Raw genomic sequence first — 20116 nt, forward strand, 5'->3', positions numbered from 1 at the left:
CTGGACTAGATGATCGGCGTCTCCGGCGCGCTCGCCGCCGGGACGTCGGTCTTCTCCTCTTCGTCGAGTTCGTCGACGCGGATTCGGGTGGTCCAGCGGTTGTCGGGGTCGGGTTGGGGGATGGAGTCGAGGAGGAGCTTCGTGTAGGGGTGGGACGGGTCGTGCATGACCTTGGAGACAGGGCCGCGTTCGACGATGGAGCCCTTGGTGATGACCATGACCTCGCCGCCCAGGTAGTAGACGGTGGACAGGTCGTGGGTGATGAAGAGCGTGGTCATGCCGTGCTCGCGCTGGAAGTCGAGCAGGATGTCCAGGAAGTGCTTGCGTACCTGGGCGTCCAGCATCGACACCGGTTCGTCCGCGATGATGAACGACGGTCGCAGCATGTGCACCCGGGCGAGCATGATGCGTTGCCGCTGGCCGCCGGACAGTTGGTGCGGATACCGGCCGAGGACGTTCTCCGGCTCGAGCCGGACCGCCCGGAGTGACTCCTCGATCAGCTCCAAGCCCTTGGACCGGCTCTTGGTCAGGCCGAACTTCTTCACCGCCTTCCACAGCACCCGATCCACCCGATAGAAGGGATTGAAGATCGCATACGGGTCCTGGAAGACCGGCTGGACGTCGCGCCGATACTCGTCGTACTCGGACCGGCTCAGCTTGAAGATGTCCTTCCCGCCGTACAACACCGATCCAGCCGTCGGCTTCTGCAGGCCGAGGACGTTGCGGGCGATCGTGCTCTTGCCACTGCCACTCTGTCCGACGAGCGAGACGACCTGCGGGGGCGACGCGGCGAGCGCGAAGCTCACGTCATCCACGGCGGTGATGTACCCGCCTTCCACGCCGCGGGCGTGGAATCGTTGCTGTACGCCACGAAGTTCGAGCTCGGCCGAATGCTCCCGACTAGACTTCATGAGGCCCTCCGTCCCAGCCGCGGGATCGACTCGATCAGCTGCCGGGTGTACGGATCGCGCGGATCCTTGAACACCTGCCGTACGTCGCCCACCTCGACCAGCCGCCCTTCGTACATCACCGCGACCCGGTCGGCCAGCTGCGCGTGCACCCCCATGTCGTGCGAGATCACCATCAGAGTCACGCCGAAGTCGGTGCGCAGGTCGGCCAGCGACTGCAGGATCACCCGCTGGATGGTCACGTCCAGCGCGGTGGTCGGCTCGTCCGCGATCACCAGATCCGGTTCGAGGGCGACCGCGATCGCCATCAGTACCCGCTGCTTCATCCCGCCGGACAACTCGTGCGGGTACATCCGCGCGACCCGGGGCTCCAGCCCGACCTGACCGAGCAGCCTGGGGATCAGCTCCCCCAGTGAGTCCTTGCGAGCCGGCGCGTGTTCCAGGATCACGTCCTTGAACTGCTCCTGCACCCGCATCACCGGGTTGAGCGAACTCATGGATCCCTGCGGCAGATACGAGAGCGCGCTCCAGCGCAGTACCCGAAGCTCCTCGCCGTCGACCTTCAGCAGGTCCACCGGCGAACGCTTGGCCGGGTAGAACATCACCGAGCCGGCCGTCACCTTGCCCGGCGGTTTCAGCAACCGCAGCAAGGCGACCGCGAGCGTACTCTTCCCGCTGCCCGACTCCCCCGCGATCCCGAGGATCTCGCCCCGGCGGACGGCGAGGTCCAGGTCGCGCACCGCCGTCACGTTGCCACGCGTCGACCGGTACGTCACCTCGAGACCCTTGATCTCCAAGACCGAGTCACTCACCGGTCACTCCCCTCAGCCGCGGATTGTAGACCTCTTCCAACCCGATGTTGACCATGTTCAGCGCCGCGAACAGCAACGTCAGCAAGATGATCGGCACGGCGAACATCGGCCACGCGCCCAGGGTCAACGCGCCGGTGGTGATCGCGTTGTAGATGATCTGCCCGAGGTCGACCACCCCGCCGGGCCCGAGCCCGATGACCTCCAGCCCGACCAGACCGAAGATCGCACCGAGCGCCGAGGACGCGAACCCGACGCCGATGAACGGCAACAGGTTCGGCAGCAACTCGGTGGTGATGATCTCCAGGTCACGGGCCTTGCTGACCCGGGCCAGATCGACGTACGGCCGCGTCCGCAGGCTCAGGACCTGCGAACGGATCGTCTTGGCCGCGAACGGCCACGAGAAGATCGAGATCATCACGCCGACCTGGAACAGGGTGACGTTCTTCGCGTACGCCGACAGCGCGATCAGCAGCGGGAACGTCGGGATCACCAGCAGGATCCCGGTGAACGTGGACAGCACCCCGTCGATCCAGCCACCCTTGTACCCGGCGACGAACGCGACGATCACGCCGGCGACGGTCGAGATGACACCCGCGATCGCGCCGATCTGCAGCGACACCGAGAGTGCCTTGATCACCATCGCGAACACGTCCCGGCCGAACTGGTCGGTGCCGAGCAGATGATCCCCGGACGGCACCAGCCACTTCTCGTACGCCGCCACCTCGATCGGATCCTGGCCGCCACCGATGGCCTTCGTGATCAACGGGCTGCACAACGCCAGCAGCACCATCAACCCGAGGATCACCAGTCCGGTCGCCAGCCGCCGGCTGCCCCGGATCGTCCGCACCACCGCAGTCAGAAGTCTCATCGCGATCACTTCCAGTACTTGACCCGCGGATCCAGCAGCGGGAGCAGGAGGTCGAGGATCAGGACGGCGGTCAGCACCGAGAAGATCGCTATGTTGGTCACCCCAAGGATCGTGTTGAAGTCGAGCTGCTGGATCGCAGTGACGAGCGTCGTCCCGAGACCCGGGTAGTTGAACAGCTGCTCGACCAGAACGTTGCCGTTGAAGATGAAGCCGAGCGAGATGCCGAACGCGGTGATCTGCGGCAGGTAGCAGTTCCGCAGCGCGTACCGGGTCAGGATCCGCGAGCCCTTGAGACCCTTGGCCTCGGCGTACACCAGGTAGTCCTCGCCAAGGATCGGGATCATCAGCATCCGGGTGGAAAGGATCCAGCTGAACGTCCCGATCAGCACGATCGAGAACGCCGGCAGGAAGCCGTACTTGAGCACGCTGCCGATGAACTCCGGCGTGATCCCCGGACTGATACTCGAGTCGTACGCCGATCTGGCCGGCAGCATCCCGAGTGTGTACGCGAAGACGTACACGAGGATCAGCGCGACGAAGAAGTACGGCACGTGCGACAGCGCGATCGACAGGTTGGTCGCGATCCGCGAACCGAGCTTGCCGCGCCGCCAGCCCGCGATCGCCCCGATCACGACGCCGAAGATCCAGGACAGCACGGCGGAGATGCCGAGCAGACCGATGGTCCAGGGCAACGATCTGAGGATGACGGTCTGCGCCGGTGTCGGGTAGTTGATCAGCGACGGCCCCATGTCGCCGTGCAGGACCAGCTTCTCCATGTACTTGACGTACTGGGAGAACAGGTTGCCGTCGAGCCCGAACTCGTGCTGGTACCGCGCGATGAGCTCGGCACTCGCCTGCTGGTTGTAGATGTAGTTCTGCTGCAGGGTCTGGATCAGCGTCTGGATCGGGTCACCCGGCATCAGCCGGAAGAAGAAGAACGCGATGGTGAGCGCGCCCCACAGCTCCACCAGGTAGAGCCCGAACCGGCGGAGCGCGTACGCCGCCAGCGGGTGCCGCGACAGCCAGGCCCGCACCCCCGACGAAGGTGCGGAGTCCTGGCTCTTGTCCACAGCCACCACGGGCGGGGCTTCCGTCGTCACGCCGGTCCCTTCTGCCCGGTGGCCTTGATCTTGCCGAGCACGAAGATGAAGTGTGGCCACCAGTTCAGCGGCACCTCGTAGAGGTCGTCGTCGGTCGGCCAGCCGGACCAGAACGCGGTGTTGAAGAACTGCGGGTACCCGGTCTGGATCACCGGGAGCAGCGGCAGCTTCTGGAAGTAGATCTCCAGCGCCTGGTCGAGCAGCGGTTTCGCTTCCTCGCTGTTCGGGTCCATCCCGGCAAGCTTCTGGGATATCTCGTCGAACTGCGGATCCCGGAACCGCATCTTGTTCTTCCCGGCGGCGTTCTTGCCGATCGGCTGCGCCTTGCTGCTTTCCCAGTCGGTGTAGAGCTGCTCGGGGTCGATGGCGAATCCGGCCCAGCTCGAGTCGATGTCGTACTCGCCGCGCTGGAACTTCTGGTCGTGCACGCTGCCGGACAGGCTGCGCAGCGTGGCGGGCACCCCGACCTTGGCCAGGTCGACCTTCAGCACGTTGGCGATCGCGTACTCGTCCTTGTCGACTTGCGCCGGCGTGATGATCTCGAGGTTGATCTCCTTGCCCTTGTACGTCCGCTTGCCGGCGGCGTTCTTCGGGGCGATCTCGTCGAGCAGCTGGGTCGCCTTGTCCAGGTTGTACTCGAACTTGTACTTGTTCGCCAGCTCGTCGTTCTTCCACTTGTCGTTGGTCGGGTAGTCCGCCCACGGGTAGATCGCCGGCGGCACCTCGACCTGCCAGACCGACTTGCCGATCTTCTCCCGGTCCAGGCAGTAGTTGATCGCCTGGTGCATCTTCGGCTCCGCCATCACGCCGCGGGCCGGGTCGCAGTTCAGCCAGAGCACCCGCGGGTTCGGGTCGTGGAACTGCGTGGTCTGCAGCGCCGGGTAGCCGGTGTTGCGCAGCTGCTTGGCGTGCTGCTCGTCGATCGAGCCGACGTCGAACTCGGCCTTCTCGAACGACAGCGAGGCCTGATCGGCCTGCTTCGACGTGCTCTGGAAGATCACGTACTGCGGCTTGACGTCGAGCTTGTCCTTGTTCCAGTAGTTCGGGTCCTTCTCCCAGACGAACATCTTCTGGTTCCGGATCGCCTGCTTCAGCTTGTACGGGCCGGACCGGACCGGTGGGTTGTCCTTGTACTTCGTCGGGTCCTGCGACTTCCAGACGTGCTCGGGCATGATGTTGTTCGGCGCACCGGCGATCGCGGCGATGAAGTTGTAGTGCAACCGCGGGGTCGGCTTGAGCAGCTTGACCACCGCGGTGTGCGGGTCCGGAACCTCGACGTCCTTCACGAACTCCTTCAGCTCACCACCGCCACCGAACAGGTCCGGGCGGTCCTTCAGGAGCATCACGGTGAACCTGAAGTCGTTGGCGCCCAGCGGCTTGCCGTCGTTCCAGTGGGCCTTCGGGTCGAACTTGATGGTCAGCTCGGTGTGGTCGTCGTTGTACTTGTACTCCGTGGCCAGCCACGGCGTCAGCTTGCCGGTGGCGAAGCTGAGGAAGAACAACGGCTCGGTGGCGAGCTCGACGCCCGCGCCACCGGGTGAACCGTTCGGGATCATCCCGTTGAAGCTGTCGAAGACCGTGTACTCGACCTGGCCGACGATGACCGACTGGTCGCGCGGGACCGGGATGTTGGCCTTGCCGATCTGGATCGACTTGGTCGCGACCGGTTTGTTGTTGTTGGCGGGCTTGTCGGAGTACGAGCCGCCGCCGGAGCAGGCCGCCAGGAAGGCGGTCATCGCGGCGGCGGCGCCTCCTCCGAGCATGCTCCGCCGGCTCAGCTGGTAGCGGACGACGTCAGCGACATCTTCGAACTGGGGGCGCGGTGCATCGTTCATGACGAAAGTCACCTCCGTTTGTGTTGCGCGGACAGGGCGATCACCGACCGAGAGGTGCCACGGACTATAAGTAGCGTTGACAACGTTGGCAAGAGTTCATTGCCACGTTGGAACAATCACCCTGAACGTGCAGGTCAGTCGATATACCAACCTCTGACAACGTTGGTTCGCTCTGCGTAACGACCGGTCAGGCGGAACCTCGGCACTTCGTCACACGCCGCATCACACGCCGGCCCTCTTTGATCAGGCACGACGGCCGCATCGGGCGGTCGCGAAATTCCCAGGGGGAAAGACATGACGAACACGACGGTGGACTTCGAGGCGATCAAGGACAAGCAGCGAGCGGCGTGGGAGACCGGAGACTACCCGCGGGTGGGCAATACGTTGCAGATCATCGCCGAGCTCCTGGTCGAGGCCGCCGACGTACGGGCAGGGCAACGGGTTCTCGACGTCGCCTGCGGTCAGGGCAACGCCGCGATGGCGGCGGCCCGGCGGTTCGCCGAGGCGACCGGCGTCGACTACGCGGCGAATCTGCTCGAGCAGGGCCGCGAACGGGCGGCGGCGGAACACCTGCCGGTGACGTTCACCGAGGGGGACGCGGAGAAGTTGCCGGTTCCGGACAACTCGTTCGACCTGGTCTGCAGCACGGTCGGCGTGATGTTCGCGCCGAACCACCAGCAGGCCGCGGACGAGCTGGTCCGGGTGACGGCGCCGGGCGGCAAGATCGCGCTGGCGTCGTGGACACCGGCAGGCATGATCGGCCAGCTCTTCAAGACGGTGTCGAAGTGGGCACCCCCGCCGGCCGGCGTGAAACCGCCGACCCTGTGGGGCACCGAGGACCACCTGTTCGAGCTGTTCGGTGACCGGGTCGAGTGGGTCGCGCTGAACCGGCGCGAGTACGTGTTCCGCTACCACTCGCCGGAGCACTTCTCGGAGTGGTTCCGGGACTTCTACGGCCCGATCACCCGCCTGGCCGGGACGCTGGACGGCGAGGACCTGAACCAGTTCGCCCGGGAGCTCGCCGACGTACCGCGTGCGTTCGACTACGCCGACGACGGCACGGTCGCCGCCCGCGCGGAATACCTCGAGGCGGTCGGAATCCGCCGCTAGGGTGCGTCTCTCAATTCCCTGCAGTCGCGAGCAGGTGCTCGGCGGAGTGCAGCGCAAGGCGGAGGGCGGGGCTCGGAGTGGGGTTCTCCGTGCCTCGTCCTCCAACGCGGCGATGCGCCCGCCGAGTGCCGCGCAGCACGCAGGGAATTGGGAGTCGTGCCCTAGGGGTCCACACTGGTCTCTTGGGAGGGGGAGAGATCATGGTGACGATTCGGTTGCTCGGTCCGCCGGTGATCGAGCACGGCGGGGAGCCGGGTCGTCAGCCGCGTGGGCGGAAGGCGTGGGCGCTGCTCGGCTATCTGTTGCTGGCCGAGCGGCCGCCCAGCCGGCGCCGCCTCGCCGAGCTGTTCTTCGCCGACGCCGAGGATCCGCTCGGCGCGCTGCGGTGGACGCTGGCCGAGCTCCGCCGCACGATCGGCGTACCGGATCTGCTGACCGGCGATCCGGTCGTCACCGCGCTCGACGGTACGACGACCATCGATGTGCTCACGCTGACCGAGCCGTCGGCCGCGCCGGAGTCGTTGCTCAAGCTCGGCGGTGAACTCCTCGATGGTGTGGATCTGGAGTCCTGTCCGGAGTTCGAGTCGTGGTTGCTGGTGGAGCGACGCCGGGTCGCCAGCGCCATCGAAGCGCGGGTTCGGCAGAACGCGATCGCCTTGCTCGCGGCCGGGCAGGCGACCGCGGCGATTCCCTTTGCCGCAAAGGCGGTCGAGATCAATCCGCATGAGCAGGGCAACCACGAACTGCTGATCCGGAGCATGGCGACCTCAGGCGATCGAGTGGGCGCGCTCCGGCAGGCCGCAATCTGCGAGGACCTCTTCCGCCGCGAGCTCGGCATCGGAGTATCCCCGACGCTCCGCGAAGCCGCGGAGGTCGGCCCGCGGCCGGGTCCACCGCTCAGCGGTCGGGCCGCAGCCGTCAGTCAACTTCAGGCCGGGCGGGCAGCCATCGTGGCCGGCGCGGTCGATGCCGGTCTGCAGTGTCTGCGGCAGGCCGCCGCACTCGCGGTTCAGTGCCACGACAAGACCTTGGAAGCAAGGGCGCTCGCAGCTCTCGGCGGCGCTCTCGTACACGCGATCCGCGGTCACGACGAGGAAGGCGCGATCATCCTGCACGAAGCACTGATGGTCGCCGACGAAGCCGGTGAACGGGCCACGTCGGTGCTGGCTCTGCGCGAACTGGGCTTCATCGAGGTGCAGGCCGGCCGGCGCACGACCGGGGACGAATGGCTGACCAAGGCCCAGGCACTCGCCGAGACCGATGCGGAGTGCGCTGCGATTCTCGGCGTACGCGGGATGAACTCGTCCGACCGGGCCGACTATCCGGCCGCCTTCGAGCAGTTGGGTGAATCGGCCGAGCTCGCTGCCCGGTGTGGTGATCACCGGCAGCAGGCCTGGTCACTGTCGCTCGTCGGCCGCGCGCATCTGCTGCGGTCGGAGTACAGCCAGGCGGCGAGGATCCTGGCCGAGAGCCTCGACCTCGTCCGGCAGGAACGCTGGATCGCCTTCCTGCCTTGGCCGCAGGCCCTCGCTGCCGAGCTCGATCTGTACGCCGGGAAGCTCGACACGTCGGCCGAAGGATTCGAGCAGGCCTGGGCGTTGGGCTGTCAGCTGAACGATCCCTGCTGGGAAGGCATGGCCGGCCGGGGGCTCGCTCTCCTGCATGCCGGTCGGGGCGATTACCCGGGTGCGACCGAGTGGCTCGATCTTGCACTGACACGCGCGAGCCGCGAGCCGGATCGCTATCAGTGGGTCCACGCGCACGTACTCGACACGGCCGTCGGGACCGCGCTCGATCAATCCGACGGCGATCGGGCTCGGCACTTGGCCGGCAGGCTTTCCTCGCTCGCCGCTCGGTGTGACTTGCGGGAGATACAGGTGCACGCCCAGCTTCATCTCGGCCGGCTCGGCGACCGGCGGGCCGGCGCCGCCGCGCAGACGCTGAGCGCCGACATCGACAATCCGGCCCTGCGCAAACTGACTCAGTCGTAGGCGGCGTCGACCAGGAGTTCGGAGCTGCGGTCGGGTTCGTTGAGTACCGCGCGGATCACATGCCGCTGGTCCCACCGGCCGCTCGCCCACGCCAGCGCCTTGGCCAGGCCGTCGAACGTCGCCGCATGCGGAGCACCGTCGTCGTCCACCCACCACGACACCTCGACACCGTCGACAGTGAGCTCCTCGTGCTCCCACCAGGTCGGCGGGACCTCCGGGACCAGTTCGCGCACGATCGCCGGCACGTCGGCCGCCGTACCCTCGCCGTCGATTTTGCCCTGGGCAACTTCCTGCGCCATCGGTACGTCGAACAGGTCGCTCAACCCGTCCGCCGCCGCACCGGAGGCGACGACGAATCCGCCCAGATCGTCGCGCTGCAACCACATCGGGCCGTCGACGACCACCGCCCGGCCGGACTCGGCGACCCGGGTCATACCGTCGTCCGCGAGCACCCGGACCTGCTCCGGCGCATCTCCCGGGAACACCGACAGCGTGCCGAGCTGACTCCACAACCGCAGGATCTCGCTCTCGTCGACGTCGCGCTCCGGATCGGCCAGACGCTCCAGCAGCAGACTGATGCCGTCGGCATCGAGATCGCCGACCTCGCGGACCAGGCCGACCGCCGTCCGCACCTCGGGATCCAGCCCGGCCGTCCACGCCGGCGCCTCGTCGAGGAAGCTCGCGAGGACCGGATCGGCGTCCGGATCGGCCCGCCCGGCCAGGGGTTCACCGTCCTCGAGCAGTACGCGCTCGCGGATCCACCAGGCCGAGTACGACGGGACGCCGAGTGCGCGATCGTCGGGACCGACCACGCGCACCTGGGTCACCAGAGCCCGGCGGAGCTCGGGTGACGAGCCGAACAGTTCGAGGACCCGCGGCCAGGCGTCGTCGGTGATCCAGTCGAGGTCGCGGATCGCGCTGAGTTCCCCGACGTGGGCGCCGTACCGGGATCCGTCCGGCGCCACGTCGTACGCCCAGTCCTCGATGCCGTCGAGGTCGTTGAGCGAGACCGGCAACTCGTCGAGGGCGACGTCCGAGGCGGTGACCACAGCGAGGGTCGCGAGTACGCCGACCGCCTCCAGCGCGGGCAGGCCGTATCGATCGAGGAAGGCCCGGTCGACCGGTGCGACCTCGTCCTCGTCGAGGACGGACTCGGCCTCGGACCCGGGGATGACCAACGCGTTCGCCGGGACCAGATCGCCTTCGTCGTCCCTGAGGGCGAGGTCGGCCAGCCACCACAGCCCTTCGGCTTGCGCCGGGTCGGCGGCGACCAAGCTCAGGACGGCGTGGGCGATCCCGTCGGGATCATCGGCTTCCAGCGAGTGCTCGACGGCGGTGCGTACGGCGCTGTCCTCCAGGACAGTCCGTGGCGTCGCCGGGAGTGCGCCGAGTCGTTCGAGCGCTGGGTCGACGGCATCGGGGTGGACGATGCGAACGCCGTACTCACCGAAGGCGGCGAGGGCATCGGTGGGTAGTTCGGGGCCTGGGAGGAGAAGGCCGCGGACACCGCGAACGAGGCGACCGTCGGCGAGCGGGACGGGCAAAGTGCCCAGGGACTCGCGAAGCAACGCGTCCGTGACCATGCCGGAGAGCGATGCGTAGAGCGTGCGCCACCACTCGGGAGATTCGTCCGCGCCGAGTTGGTCGACCACCTCGGCCAACTCCAGCCGGCGTACCTGGAGCGTGTCGAGGGCTGTCCGGAACTGCAGACTCGATCGGATCAGGCCAGGAACGATCGGCGCGAGTACGGCGTTGAAGGCCTCGTCCGCTCCTTCGACGACCACCGCGTCGCGCGGTCTGAGCAGCGCCCCGTCCTCCACTGCCCGGAGGATCGCCGTACCAGGGAGCACGGCAACGATCTCATCCCTGATTGCCCGGTCCAACGCGCCGGCGGCAAGCCCGGTCGGCACCAGGCTGAGCACCTCGTCCCCGTCCTCGACGCGTTGCCGGAGTAGCTCGGCGTACGCCGTTGCCGCTTCCCGCACCAGCCGATCGGTCAACGGGCCCTGCGCAACATGCCGCCGGGTCGGATCCAACGGGAATGTTGCCAACAGCAACGCTCGCAGGCTGAGCGGCTCGTCAGTCGGCGTCGGCGCCTGTACGACGCCCGGAAGTTCGACGGCCTCGTCACGCGGAAGGGCCCACAGCACCGACCACTGCGGGCGCGAGCGTTCCTCGGTCGGACGATCGGCCAGCAACTGCTCTCGTTCGCGCTCGTCGAAGACGCCGGCCACGCGGTGCACGTGCCAGCGAGACTCCGCGTCCGCCAGGGTGCGCCGGCCCTCAACCGTGTCGATCTCGATGCGTTCGAGACCGGGGAGCGCCAGGAGAAGCGCATCGCCGGCTTCGTCGAGCAGGCGTCGTACCAGCTCGGCCGCGGCCTCGTCGCGCAGCGGCAGGATGACTGCGGTGTCGTACCCCTCCGGCGGCTCCCCCTCAGCCTCGAACGGTAGCCGCAACACAGGCACCTGCCCGTCACGCCGCCGTACCTCTGTATCGAGCCCAGCAGACCCCAGCCCCGCAATCGCCGCCGCGGTATCAGCCTTCGAGAACCGCACGCCACCGGTCTTCGACAGGATCACCGGCTCATCCGCCACCGCGAGTACGGCGGAGAACCCGACCCCGAACCGTCCGACCGTCCCCTCGTCACGCTTGGCCGAGGCCCGCAGAGTCGCCAGTGACTCGACTCCTTCAGCCGTCAACGGCGCACCGGTATTCGCAACCACCAGCGTGCTGTGCTGCAGTGAGAACAGCACGCGCCCGGCCACGCCGGCCCGTGCAGCGGCGTCGGCCGCGTTCTGAGCCAGCTCGACGACGACGCGGTCGACGTACCCTCCGAGCGCGAGATCCTCCTCGGCGTTCGCGTCCTCCCGAAACCGCACAGGTGCCGCCGACCACCCGGCGAGCACCCGCTCACGAATCCCCGCCGTACCGAACTCGTCGTCAGTCACGCCGTGCAGTATGTCAACCGCCTACTGCCCGGGTGCCACCGCCGTACGCCGGCCGAGCAGCACACCGAGGGCGATCATGGCGACCGCGAGAATCAGGTGCAGCCAGTTGTCCGCGGTGTTGACGGGCACGAAGTTCGCCGAACTGTCGTGGTCGATCACGAGTCCGTAGATCCACAGCACGGCGTACACGACGCCCCCGCCGATCAGGAACGCCTGCGCACCGGAGAACGTCCGCGCCGCCAGCAGCCCGACCACGCCGAACAGCAGGTGCACGATGTTGTGCAGCACCGAAACCTGGAAGATGCCCAGCAGCATGGCATCCGATTCGTGACCACCGAAGGTCATTGTGTCGTAATCCGTGGTGACGCCGGGGACGAACCCCAGCACCCCGACCAGCAGGAACACCACGGCCACGGCCATTGCGGCCTTCTGGATCGTCGTCGCCGTCAGCCGCCCAGCTTGTGCGTCAGCCATCACGACCAACTCCTTCCCCGTGTTGCCACCGGACCGTCCGGCACTCCGCCAGTACCCCTCGGGATGGCCTGATCACCTGCTGATCCGGGGCAAATTTAGGTAACGAAATCGGCCCGATCGGGAAGGTCCTACTGGAACGAACAGCCTGGGTTGGGTGCGTCTTCGGACAGCGGGCTGCCGGCCGGGTTCACGTAGAGGACCTCGAGAACGAGTGGCTTGGAGCCGAGGTTGCGGCCGATGTGGACGTGGTCGGAGCCGCTCGGCTCGGTGAACGCGGCACCGGCCTGGTAGACACCGTCGGTCTCACAGGTGTGCTCCGAGTGCGTCAGGGTGCCCGCCTTGACGAAGGCGTACAGCGTGCCGTCGTGGTAGTGCCATCCCGTCGTACCGCCCGGCTGGATGGTGATCTCGCGCAGGATGTAGTCCTTCCCGCCGATCGTGGTCTGCGCCAGGATCGTGCCGCTGACCCCGGACCCGGGAGTGGCCTCGGCGACCACCGGTCCAAGGGCGAGAGAGGCGACCGCGAGTGTGCCGGCCAGGGCTCCCCGAGTGGCTCCGCGCATGAGTGATTTCCTTTCCTCTGCAGGGTTGTGGAGTCATGGTGGCAGGTCGCGGCTATCGTGGTCCGGTGATCCCACCCGGCAGTCGGTACGTCGCCCTCGGCAGTTCGTACGCCGCAGGCCCAGGAATCAGCCCGATCGTGCACAAGGCGGCGGGACGTTCGGGCAGCAACTACCCGCACCTGGTCGCCGCCGAACTCGGCCTCGACCTCGTCGACGTCTCCTACTCCGGCGCGACCACCGCGAACCTCCTCGACACCCCGCAGGACGACGCACCTCCGCAGCTCGACGCGGTCGGACCCGACACCGCCCTGGTCACGATCACTGCCGGAGGCAACGATCTCGAGTACGTCGGGACGTTCAGCCGGGGCAGCATGCTCAACACCCTCGCCAAACCCGCGACCCTGCTCGGCCGCCGGGTCGCGAACCGGATCCGCGCCCGGGTTAGCTACCTCAAGGACGACGCCGCCTACCAGGCCGTCACCGATTCCCTCGTCACCGTCGTCGAGCGGGTCCGGGAGCGGGCTCCGGCAGCGCGCATCGTGCTCGTCGACTACCTGACTCTGGTCGGACCGAGCACTCGGCCGCGTCTCGACGTACCCCTGAACGAGGAGCAACTGCCCAGCATCGCCCTGATGGCCCACGGCCTCGCCGCCGCCTTCGCCAAAGCGGCCGCGATCACCGGGGCCGACCTGGTCGCCGCGTCGGCCGCGAGCCGGGACCACGCGATCGGGTCGGCCGAGCCTTGGACAACCGGGTTCCGCCTACGACCTGGCGTCGTGCCCTACCACCCGAACGCAGCCGGTATGCGAGCCGTCGCAGACCTGATCCTGCGGACGCTGAAAACGTAAGCTCGGACCATGGAGGTGCGGCAGGCATCAGAACAGGACGTCGACGCGGCGGTCCGCACCCTGGCCCGCGCCTTCGAGGACTACCCGATGACCCGGCTGGGCCTCGACCCGGTGGGCTACCTCGACCGACTCACCCAGTACCAGCGGCTCTTCCTGACCGGGATCGGTCTGCCGCACGGCCGCGTCTGGGTCACCGACGACGCCAGCGCGGTCGCCGTCTGGACCACGCCGGCCACTCCCCCGGACGCGTTCGCGTCACACGCCGACGAGTTCGTGAAGCTCGCGGGTTCGCGGGCGGAGCTCGCCAAGGAATGCGAGCAGGCGATGGGCATCTTCCGGCCGAGCGAGCCGGTCTGGTTCCTCGGCCTGGTCGGCGTCGATCCGGACCGTCAGCGCCACGGCCTCGGCCGAGCCGTCATCGCCCCCGGACTGGCCGCCGCCGACGCCGAGCACTCGCCCGCGTTCACCGAAACCGCGGAGCCGGCCAACATCAACTTCTACGAGTCCCTCGGCTTCACCGTCACCGCCGAACTGGAACTCCCCCACCGCGGCCCCATCCACTACGCCATGTACCGCCCGCCCCACTGAGGAGAGGCGCCTGTTCAGACGCCTCTCCCGGGGTAGCTCAGGGGTTGAGGAAGCTGGCGTGGGGTGGTTGGTTGTAGCCGGTGTTCTGCCAGGCCACGGCGAGGCGGTACATGCGGTCCTGCATCAGGGAGACGTGCGAGATGCTCGTCGAGTCGGTGGTCGAGTAGATCCGCAACGCCGTGTCGTTCGTCGTCGGCCAGATGACCTCTTCGCGCCAGTCGCCGAGGATGTCGGCCTGCAACGCGGGCGTGGCCTTGGTTCCGTTGTTGGAATGTACGCCGCTTGCCGTCAGCAACCGGGTGTCGCCGCCGGTGCCGTACTTGTCGATGTGGGTGCCGTCCAGCAACTCTCGTTGCCGGTCGCCGTCCCACCAGATCACGAAGTTCGTCGACCCGGGCTTGCGGCTGGCGACCTGCGCACCGTTCGTTGCCGACCGCAACCCGCCGACCGCTGACGACCACACCTCGGCACCGGCGTTCCCGGACCAGATGTCATCACCGACGGCACGGCCGTTGTCGCAACCGCACGACGCCGCACGCCACAGCGTTTGGCCGGTCCGCGCGTCCGCCACCCAGTCAGCGGGCTTCGAACTGTCCTCGGACGGCTTGTAAACCTCGAGTCCGGCGCGACTCGGCACCAGATCGCCGACGTGGTACGCATCTCCGTGGCCCAAACCGTTGGTCCACAAACCGTTGCCGTTGTCATCGATCGCCATCGAGCCGTACATGATCTCGTCACGGCCGTCGCTATCCACGTCGGCGATGGACAACTGGTGGTTGCCCTGCCCGGTCCATGCCGATCCGTTGGTCGAGCTACTGCTGTCGAACGTCCAGCGCCGGGTCAACGTCCGGTTCGCGTAGTCCCACGCGGAGATCACCGACCGGGTGTAGTAGCCGCGGGCCTCGATGATGCTCGGCCGCGTCCCTGAGACGTACGCCGTACCCGCAAGGAACCGATCGACTCGGTTGCCGTACGAGTCGCCCCACGAGGAAACGGTGCCGCGCGGCGGGACGTAGTTGGCGGTCGCGAGCGTCTCACCAGTGACGCCGCTGAACACCGTCAGGTACTCGGGACCCGTGAGGATGTAGCCGGACGAGTTCCGGTGGTCGGCGTTGGCGTCGCCGATCACCTGGCCGGTGCCGGAACGGGTGCCGTCCGCGGTCTTCACCGCGACCTCCGCGCGGTTGTCACCGTCGTAGTCGAAGACCTGGAACTGCGTGTAATGCGCACCAGCGCGGATGTTGCGACCGAGATCGATCCGCCATTTGCGGGTGCCGTTGAGTTCGTACGCGTCGAGGTAGACGTTGCCGGTGTACCCGGCCTGCGAGTTGTCCTTCGCGTTCGTCGGATCCCATTTCAGGACGATCTCGTACGCACCGTCGGCGTCGAGATCGGCGACGGACGCGTCGTTGGCCGTGTAGGTGTAGGCGACACCGTCGGGCGTCGTACCGCCGGCCGGCTCCTGGATCGGCACGTCCTGGCTGGTCGCCAGGGTCGACACTTCACCGTCGGCGGCCTTCGCTTCCAGACCGCCGACCAGCGGACGAACGCTGTAGCGCGCGGTGGCCGGGGCGCCGGCGTCGAGGTAGTTGGTGACTTTGGTCGTCGCGATCCTGGTGGAGTCGCGATAGACGGCGTACTCGATCCCGGCGGGGTCGTCGTGCAGCAACCGCCAGGACAGGAAATTGCCCTTCGCCGTCCGCAGGCTCACCAGGCCGCGGCCGAGATTGGCTGTGTCAGTGGGGACGAGGCTGTTGAGGGCCGCAGGTGCCGGGGGTTCGGCTGTGGGTTTGGCCTGCGCGTGGACTGCGGTGAGTCCGGCGGCGAGGGTGGTGATCGCGACCAAAGTCGCGCGGGCAGAGTTGAGACGTTTCATCGTGACCATCCAGTGTGGGCGGGGACTGGAAAGCGTTTCCCGAAACCGTAGAAGACGTCTCTTTGCGTGTCAATAGTGCTACTCAGGGTGAATCGTTCAAAAATCACCGCGCGCCGGACCGGCCGCCGTGTCAAAGTCCTCCGGTGACGTCTACGAGTGAGCAGGCTGCCGCGTTGCTGGCGGCGTACGACGAGCAACTGCGTGGCGCGAGCGAGGGCGCCGACGTACCGACAAGCCAGGACGGGCCGGTCATTCGGGTCGAGTACCCGAGCCGGGGTTTCGTCAGCTACCGCTCGCTCGCGGGCCTCGACGGCGCTGAGCTGGACGCGCTGATCGCGCGGCAGCGGGACTACTTCGCCGCCAAGGGCCAGGCGGTCGAATGGAAGCTGCGCGGCCACGACCTGCCGGCGGACCTTCCGGATCGACTGCGTGCGGCCGGCTTCGTACCCGAGGACGAAGAGACCATCCTCATCGCCGAGAGCGCAGCCATCGCCGAACGCCTCCGCGGCCGCGATTCCGTCGACGGCGTCGTCGTACGCCTGACAACCGATCGGAACGACTTCGAACGCATCGCCGCGATGGAGTCCTCCGTCTGGGGCGAGGACTGGTCCTGGCTGACCGACGAGCTGGTACGACACCACACCAGCGGCCACACGGACATCTACGTAGCCGAAGCCGCGGGGCAGGTCGTCTCCGCAGCCTGGGCCGTCTACAAACCAGGCACCGACTTCACCGGCCTCTGGGGCGGCTCAACCCTCCCCGACTGGCGCGGCCGAGGCATCTACAAAGCCCTGGTCGCAGTCCGTGCCGCCCGAGCCATCGAACTCGGCTACAAGTACCTCCAGGTCGACGCCTCCGACAACAGCTCCCCCATCCTCCAACGCCTCGGCTTCCTCCCGGTCACCACAACCACCCCCTGGGTCCACACCCCCGGCGGCTAGCGGGCCGTTGTCGTGCGGAGCCAGTGAAGGGCTCGACGGGCGGTGGTTGCGCGGTGCCGCGCGGCTGGGTTGGCTTTCGCGCGGCGCTTGGGCTTCGGGGGGATGGTGCGCTTGGGGTTGGCGAAGTGGCTCAGGGAGACCATCAGGTTGAGGGGTTCCATCTGTCCGTCCTCCGGATCGGGGCACCGCTTGGTGGGTGCCTACACGTGGACGTCGGAACAGATCGCGGCATCTTGACATCGCTCCCCTTGTCTTATTGTCTTACTTGAGTAGGACAATAGGGAGGTGTGGCGTGATCGAGTTCCACCTCGACGGTCACTCGAAGGTCGCGACCTACATGCAGCTCGTGCAGCAGGTCAGGCAGTCGCTAAGGCTCGGCCTGATCGACCCGGGCGACCAGTTGCCGCGCGTGCGGGAGGTCGCCGAGGCCCTGGCGATCAACCCGAACACCGTACTGAAGGCGTACCGGCAACTGGAGCTCGAAGGGCTGGTCTCCGCGCGCCCGGGTGTCGGCACGTTCGTGACCCGGTCGCTGGCCGGTCCGTCGCTGGCGAATCAGGCCGCGCTCCGGCACGAACTGGTCGGCTGGCTCAACCGGGCCGCGACCGCGGGCCTGGACCAGGAGGACATCGTGGCCCTGGTCGAGACGACGTTGCGGGCGACGTTTCAGGAGGGGGTAGAGCAGGCATGAGTACGACGCTCGAGACCACCGGCCTGGGTAAGCGGTACGGCCGGACCTGGGCCTTGCGGGACTGCTCGCTGCGGATTCCAGCCGGCCGGGTCGCCGCCCTGGTCGGCCCGAACGGCGCGGGTAAGACGACGCTCCTGCACCTCGCGGTCGGATTGCTCCGGCCGGACGCCGGATCGGTCCGGGTTCTCGGGCGTACGCCGGCCGCCGACAAAGGACTGCTGACACAGGTCGGGTTCGTCGCCCAGGATGCGCCGATGTACCCGGATTTCACCGTGCCGGATCTGCTCAAGATGGGCCAGAAGCTCAACCAGCGGTGGGATTCCGAGCTCGCGGCCGGCCGCCTCGAGCGGCTGCGGATCCCCTTCGATCGCAAGGTCGGCAAGCTGTCCGGCGGCCAGCGGGCCCAGGTGGCGCTGGCTCTCGCACTGGCCAAACGCCCCGAGCTCCTGCTCCTGGACGAGCCGGTGGCCAGCCTCGACCCACTGGCACGGCGCGAGTTCCTCCAGGCATTGATGGGCGCCGTTGCGGACGACGGAACGACCGTCCTGCTGTCATCGCATCTGGTCGCCGACCTCGAACGTGTCTGTGACTACCTGATCGTGCTGCAAGAGTCGCGGGTGCAGGTGATCGGCGCTGTCGAGGATCTGGTGGCCGAGCACAAGGTGTTGATCGGTCCGCGTCGCGCGGGGTCTCCTGCTGGTGTGGCGGCTGTCATCCGGGAAAGCCACACCGACAAACAGACGACCATGTTGGTGCGCACCGACGGGCCGATCCTCGACCCCGCGTGGACTATCCGCGACCTCAGCCTCGAGGACCTGGTGCTCGCCTACCTCGCCGAGCCGTCCGCGGGAAAGCTGCCTGGACCGGCTCCGCTCGGGATGGATCTGACGTCATGATCTGGATGACTTGGCGGCAGCACCGCAAGCAAGTGGTGTTCGTGCTGCTCGGCCTGGTCGCGATCGCAGCGCTGATCGTACCGACCGGCCGCACAATGCACGACGTCTTCACCGACAGCGGCCTGGCCGACTGCCTCCGTCGTACCGGCGACGCCGAATTCGTTGCTGTCGGCGACTATTCGCAGACCGACTGCGGTGAGCTCGCGAATCAGTTCCTGGCCCGGTTCGGCTACTTGCAGCCGCTCGCCGTCGTGTTCGCTGTGCTGCCGCTGCTGGTCGGGTTGTTCCTCGGTGCGCCGCTGGTCGCCCGCGAGGTCGAGCACGGGACTCACCGGCTGGTCTGGACCCAGGGGGTCAGCAGACTGCGCTGGGCACTGGTCAAGTTCGGCCTGGTCGGGGCGGGCTGCCTTGCCATCGCAGTCGGCTACACGCTGCTGATGACCTGGTGGATCCGGCCGCTCAACGGGGCCAACGGCAGCCGCTTCACGGTTCTGATCTTCGACCAGCAGGGAATCGTGCCGATCGGGTACACGCTGTTCGCGGTCGCGCTCGGCATCTTCGCCGGCACTGTGACCAGGAACGTGATGACCTCGATGGCGACCACGTTGGTCGGCTTCCTCGCCGCACGGCTCTTGGTCGCCGGAGTCGCGCGGCCGCACTTCCTGGCACAACGCGAACGCAAGTTCCCCGTCACCAGCACTGTCGAGCCGAACCAGCTCAACGGCGACTGGATCATCCGCGTCGGCATCTACGACTCGTCCGGCGTACAGGTCGCGGCGAACCAGCAACGCTCCTGCCGCGCCGAATCACCGCCCCCGAGCCCGACACCGGCAGGCCCAATGCCAGAGGGCTGCCAAGACGGCCTCTACAACCTGCAGATCTACCAGCCAGCCAACAGATTCTGGCTCTTCCAAACAATCGAAACCACCATCTTCCTCGCCCTGACCGTGGTCCTGATTATCCTTGCAGTACATCGCGTCCGACGCCGCATCTCCTGACCACCCGCCGCGCTCGCGCGGGACCACCTCCGCAGAGCGACAGCAGGACCAGGCTCAGGCGCCCGGAGGGGCTGCCGTCGCCAGGGCCCTCCCACCGGACCTGGGGACCTGACGAGCCTCTCTCATGAACACCTCCGAGGGTGTTCATGAGAGCGCTACGTCCGGATCTCAGCTGGATTCTCGCTCAGCGGCCTGGACCAAGCGGCGGAGGAGGGACTCCAGGCGGATGCGGTCGCTGGAGGAGAGTTCGTGGATGAGGTTCTCCTCGACGCGTTGGATCTCGTCGATGCCCTGCTCCCAGACCTTGTGGCCGGCGGGGGTGAGGGAGGCGACCACCTTGCGCCGGTCGTCTCGGTCGTGGGTGCGTTCGACGTAGCCGCGTTTCTCGAGCGCATCCAGGCGATTGGTGAGCGCGGCCGCCGACATGCCGAGCTGCTTGGCCAACTCCCCCGGAGTCGCCCGGTACGGCGTACCTCCGCGACGAAGCATGTGGAGCGTCTTGAACTCCCACCATTGCAGGCCAAACTCCGCCAGCACCGCGTCCCGGTGCCGATCCAGGTACTTCGTCAGCACCTGCAACCGGACCGAGATCCCCTCGACCCGCCGATCCAATCCAGGCAACTCGTTGGCCCAGAGGTCGACATGGTCATCCACCGAATCCTTCAC

At 67.4% G+C, this 20116-nt stretch carries 17 protein-coding genes and 1 pseudogene; 8 read left to right on the forward strand and 10 right to left on the reverse strand.

Annotated features, from left to right (window positions below):
* Positions 1–5 precede the first annotated feature (5 nt).
* The 5 genes from V9K99_RS27615 to V9K99_RS27635 are packed head-to-tail and all read right to left on the reverse strand — an operon-like array spanning position 6 to position 5523.
* Positions 6–911, reverse strand: a complete 906-nt coding sequence (locus tag V9K99_RS27615) for an ABC transporter ATP-binding protein (RefSeq protein ID WP_337006673.1) — start codon at positions 909–911, stop codon at positions 6–8.
* Positions 908–1720 (reverse strand): ABC transporter ATP-binding protein, encoded by an 813-nt coding sequence (locus V9K99_RS27620; protein WP_337006675.1) that lies wholly within the window; start codon positions 1718–1720, stop codon positions 908–910. Before V9K99_RS27620 ends, V9K99_RS27615 begins: the two co-directional genes overlap by 4 nt.
* Positions 1713–2588 (reverse strand): ABC transporter permease, encoded by an 876-nt coding sequence (locus V9K99_RS27625; protein ID WP_337006677.1) that lies wholly within the window; start codon positions 2586–2588, stop codon positions 1713–1715. Before V9K99_RS27625 ends, V9K99_RS27620 begins: the two co-directional genes overlap by 8 nt.
* Before the next feature lie 5 nt (positions 2589–2593).
* Positions 2594–3688: an ABC transporter permease gene (locus V9K99_RS27630; protein ID WP_337006678.1), complete on the reverse strand. Its 1095-nt coding sequence runs from the start codon at positions 3686–3688 to the stop codon at positions 2594–2596.
* On the reverse strand, positions 3685–5523 hold the full coding sequence (locus V9K99_RS27635) for an ABC transporter substrate-binding protein (protein ID WP_337006680.1): 1839 nt from the start codon (positions 5521–5523) through the stop codon (positions 3685–3687). The genes V9K99_RS27630 and V9K99_RS27635 overlap by 4 nt, the downstream gene beginning before the upstream one ends.
* Before the next feature lie 294 nt (positions 5524–5817).
* On the opposite strand from V9K99_RS27635, the gene V9K99_RS27640 reads away from it, so the two are divergent.
* Positions 5818–6633 carry a class I SAM-dependent methyltransferase gene (locus tag V9K99_RS27640; protein WP_337006681.1) on the forward strand — a complete coding sequence of 272 codons (816 nt, stop codon included), beginning with the start codon at positions 5818–5820 and terminating at the stop codon, positions 6631–6633.
* 200 nt (positions 6634–6833) lie between these two features.
* Positions 6834–8624 (forward strand): BTAD domain-containing putative transcriptional regulator, encoded by a 1791-nt coding sequence (locus V9K99_RS27645; protein WP_337006682.1) that lies wholly within the window; start codon positions 6834–6836, stop codon positions 8622–8624.
* Here the strand turns inward: V9K99_RS27645 and V9K99_RS27650 are convergent.
* From V9K99_RS27650 to V9K99_RS27660, 3 genes are all read right to left on the reverse strand, one after another.
* Complete coding sequence (locus tag V9K99_RS27650; RefSeq protein WP_337006683.1) at positions 8615–11575, reverse strand: sacsin N-terminal ATP-binding-like domain-containing protein; 2961 nt, start codon at positions 11573–11575, stop codon at positions 8615–8617. The genes V9K99_RS27645 and V9K99_RS27650 overlap by 10 nt on opposite strands.
* A gap of 21 nt (positions 11576–11596) precedes the next feature.
* Positions 11597–12049, reverse strand: coding sequence for a DUF4383 domain-containing protein (locus tag V9K99_RS27655; RefSeq protein WP_337006684.1), 453 nt, complete (start codon positions 12047–12049; stop codon positions 11597–11599).
* 128 nt (positions 12050–12177) lie between these two features.
* Complete coding sequence (locus V9K99_RS27660; protein ID WP_337006686.1) at positions 12178–12612, reverse strand: cupin domain-containing protein; 435 nt, start codon at positions 12610–12612, stop codon at positions 12178–12180.
* Between the two features lie 35 nt (positions 12613–12647).
* Here V9K99_RS27660 and V9K99_RS27665 point away from each other — a divergent pair, with 35 nt between their 5' ends.
* Positions 12648–13460: an SGNH/GDSL hydrolase family protein gene (locus V9K99_RS27665; RefSeq protein WP_337006687.1), complete on the forward strand. Its 813-nt coding sequence runs from the start codon at positions 12648–12650 to the stop codon at positions 13458–13460.
* A gap of 9 nt (positions 13461–13469) precedes the next feature.
* Positions 13470–14048, forward strand: a complete 579-nt coding sequence (locus V9K99_RS27670) for a GNAT family N-acetyltransferase (RefSeq protein ID WP_337006688.1) — start codon at positions 13470–13472, stop codon at positions 14046–14048.
* Between the two features lie 37 nt (positions 14049–14085).
* Here the strand turns inward: V9K99_RS27670 and V9K99_RS27675 are convergent, their stop codons facing one another.
* The gene (locus V9K99_RS27675) at positions 14086–15924 is read right to left on the reverse strand and encodes a rhamnogalacturonan lyase (protein WP_337006689.1); all 1839 of its coding nucleotides are present in this window, start codon (positions 15922–15924) and stop codon (positions 14086–14088) included.
* Between the two features lie 143 nt (positions 15925–16067).
* Here V9K99_RS27675 and V9K99_RS27680 point away from each other — a divergent pair, with 143 nt between their 5' ends.
* The 4 genes and pseudogenes from V9K99_RS27680 (at position 16068) to V9K99_RS27695 (ending at position 19450) form a co-directional block, all read left to right on the forward strand.
* The gene (locus V9K99_RS27680; protein WP_337006690.1) at positions 16068–16865 is read left to right on the forward strand and encodes a GNAT family N-acetyltransferase; all 798 of its coding nucleotides are present in this window, start codon (positions 16068–16070) and stop codon (positions 16863–16865) included.
* 292 nt (positions 16866–17157) lie between these two features.
* Positions 17158–17556, forward strand: a complete 399-nt coding sequence (locus V9K99_RS27685) for a GntR family transcriptional regulator (protein ID WP_337006691.1) — start codon at positions 17158–17160, stop codon at positions 17554–17556.
* Positions 17557–17599: 43 nt separating this feature from the next.
* Positions 17600–18452, forward strand: a pseudogene (locus V9K99_RS27690) (ATP-binding cassette domain-containing protein); the annotation flags it as partial.
* Positions 18449–19450: an ABC transporter permease gene (locus V9K99_RS27695; protein ID WP_337006693.1), complete on the forward strand. Its 1002-nt coding sequence runs from the start codon at positions 18449–18451 to the stop codon at positions 19448–19450. The pseudogene V9K99_RS27690 and the gene V9K99_RS27695, both read left to right, overlap by 4 nt.
* 168 nt (positions 19451–19618) lie before the next feature.
* Here V9K99_RS27695 and V9K99_RS27700 read toward each other — a convergent pair whose 3' ends face one another.
* Positions 19619–20116 carry a MarR family winged helix-turn-helix transcriptional regulator gene (locus V9K99_RS27700; RefSeq protein WP_337006694.1) on the reverse strand — a complete coding sequence of 166 codons (498 nt, stop codon included), beginning with the start codon at positions 20114–20116 and terminating at the stop codon, positions 19619–19621.

The organism is Kribbella sp. CCNWLW201, assembly GCF_037203805.1.
Taxonomy (GTDB): Bacteria; Actinomycetota; Actinomycetes; order Propionibacteriales; family Kribbellaceae; genus Kribbella.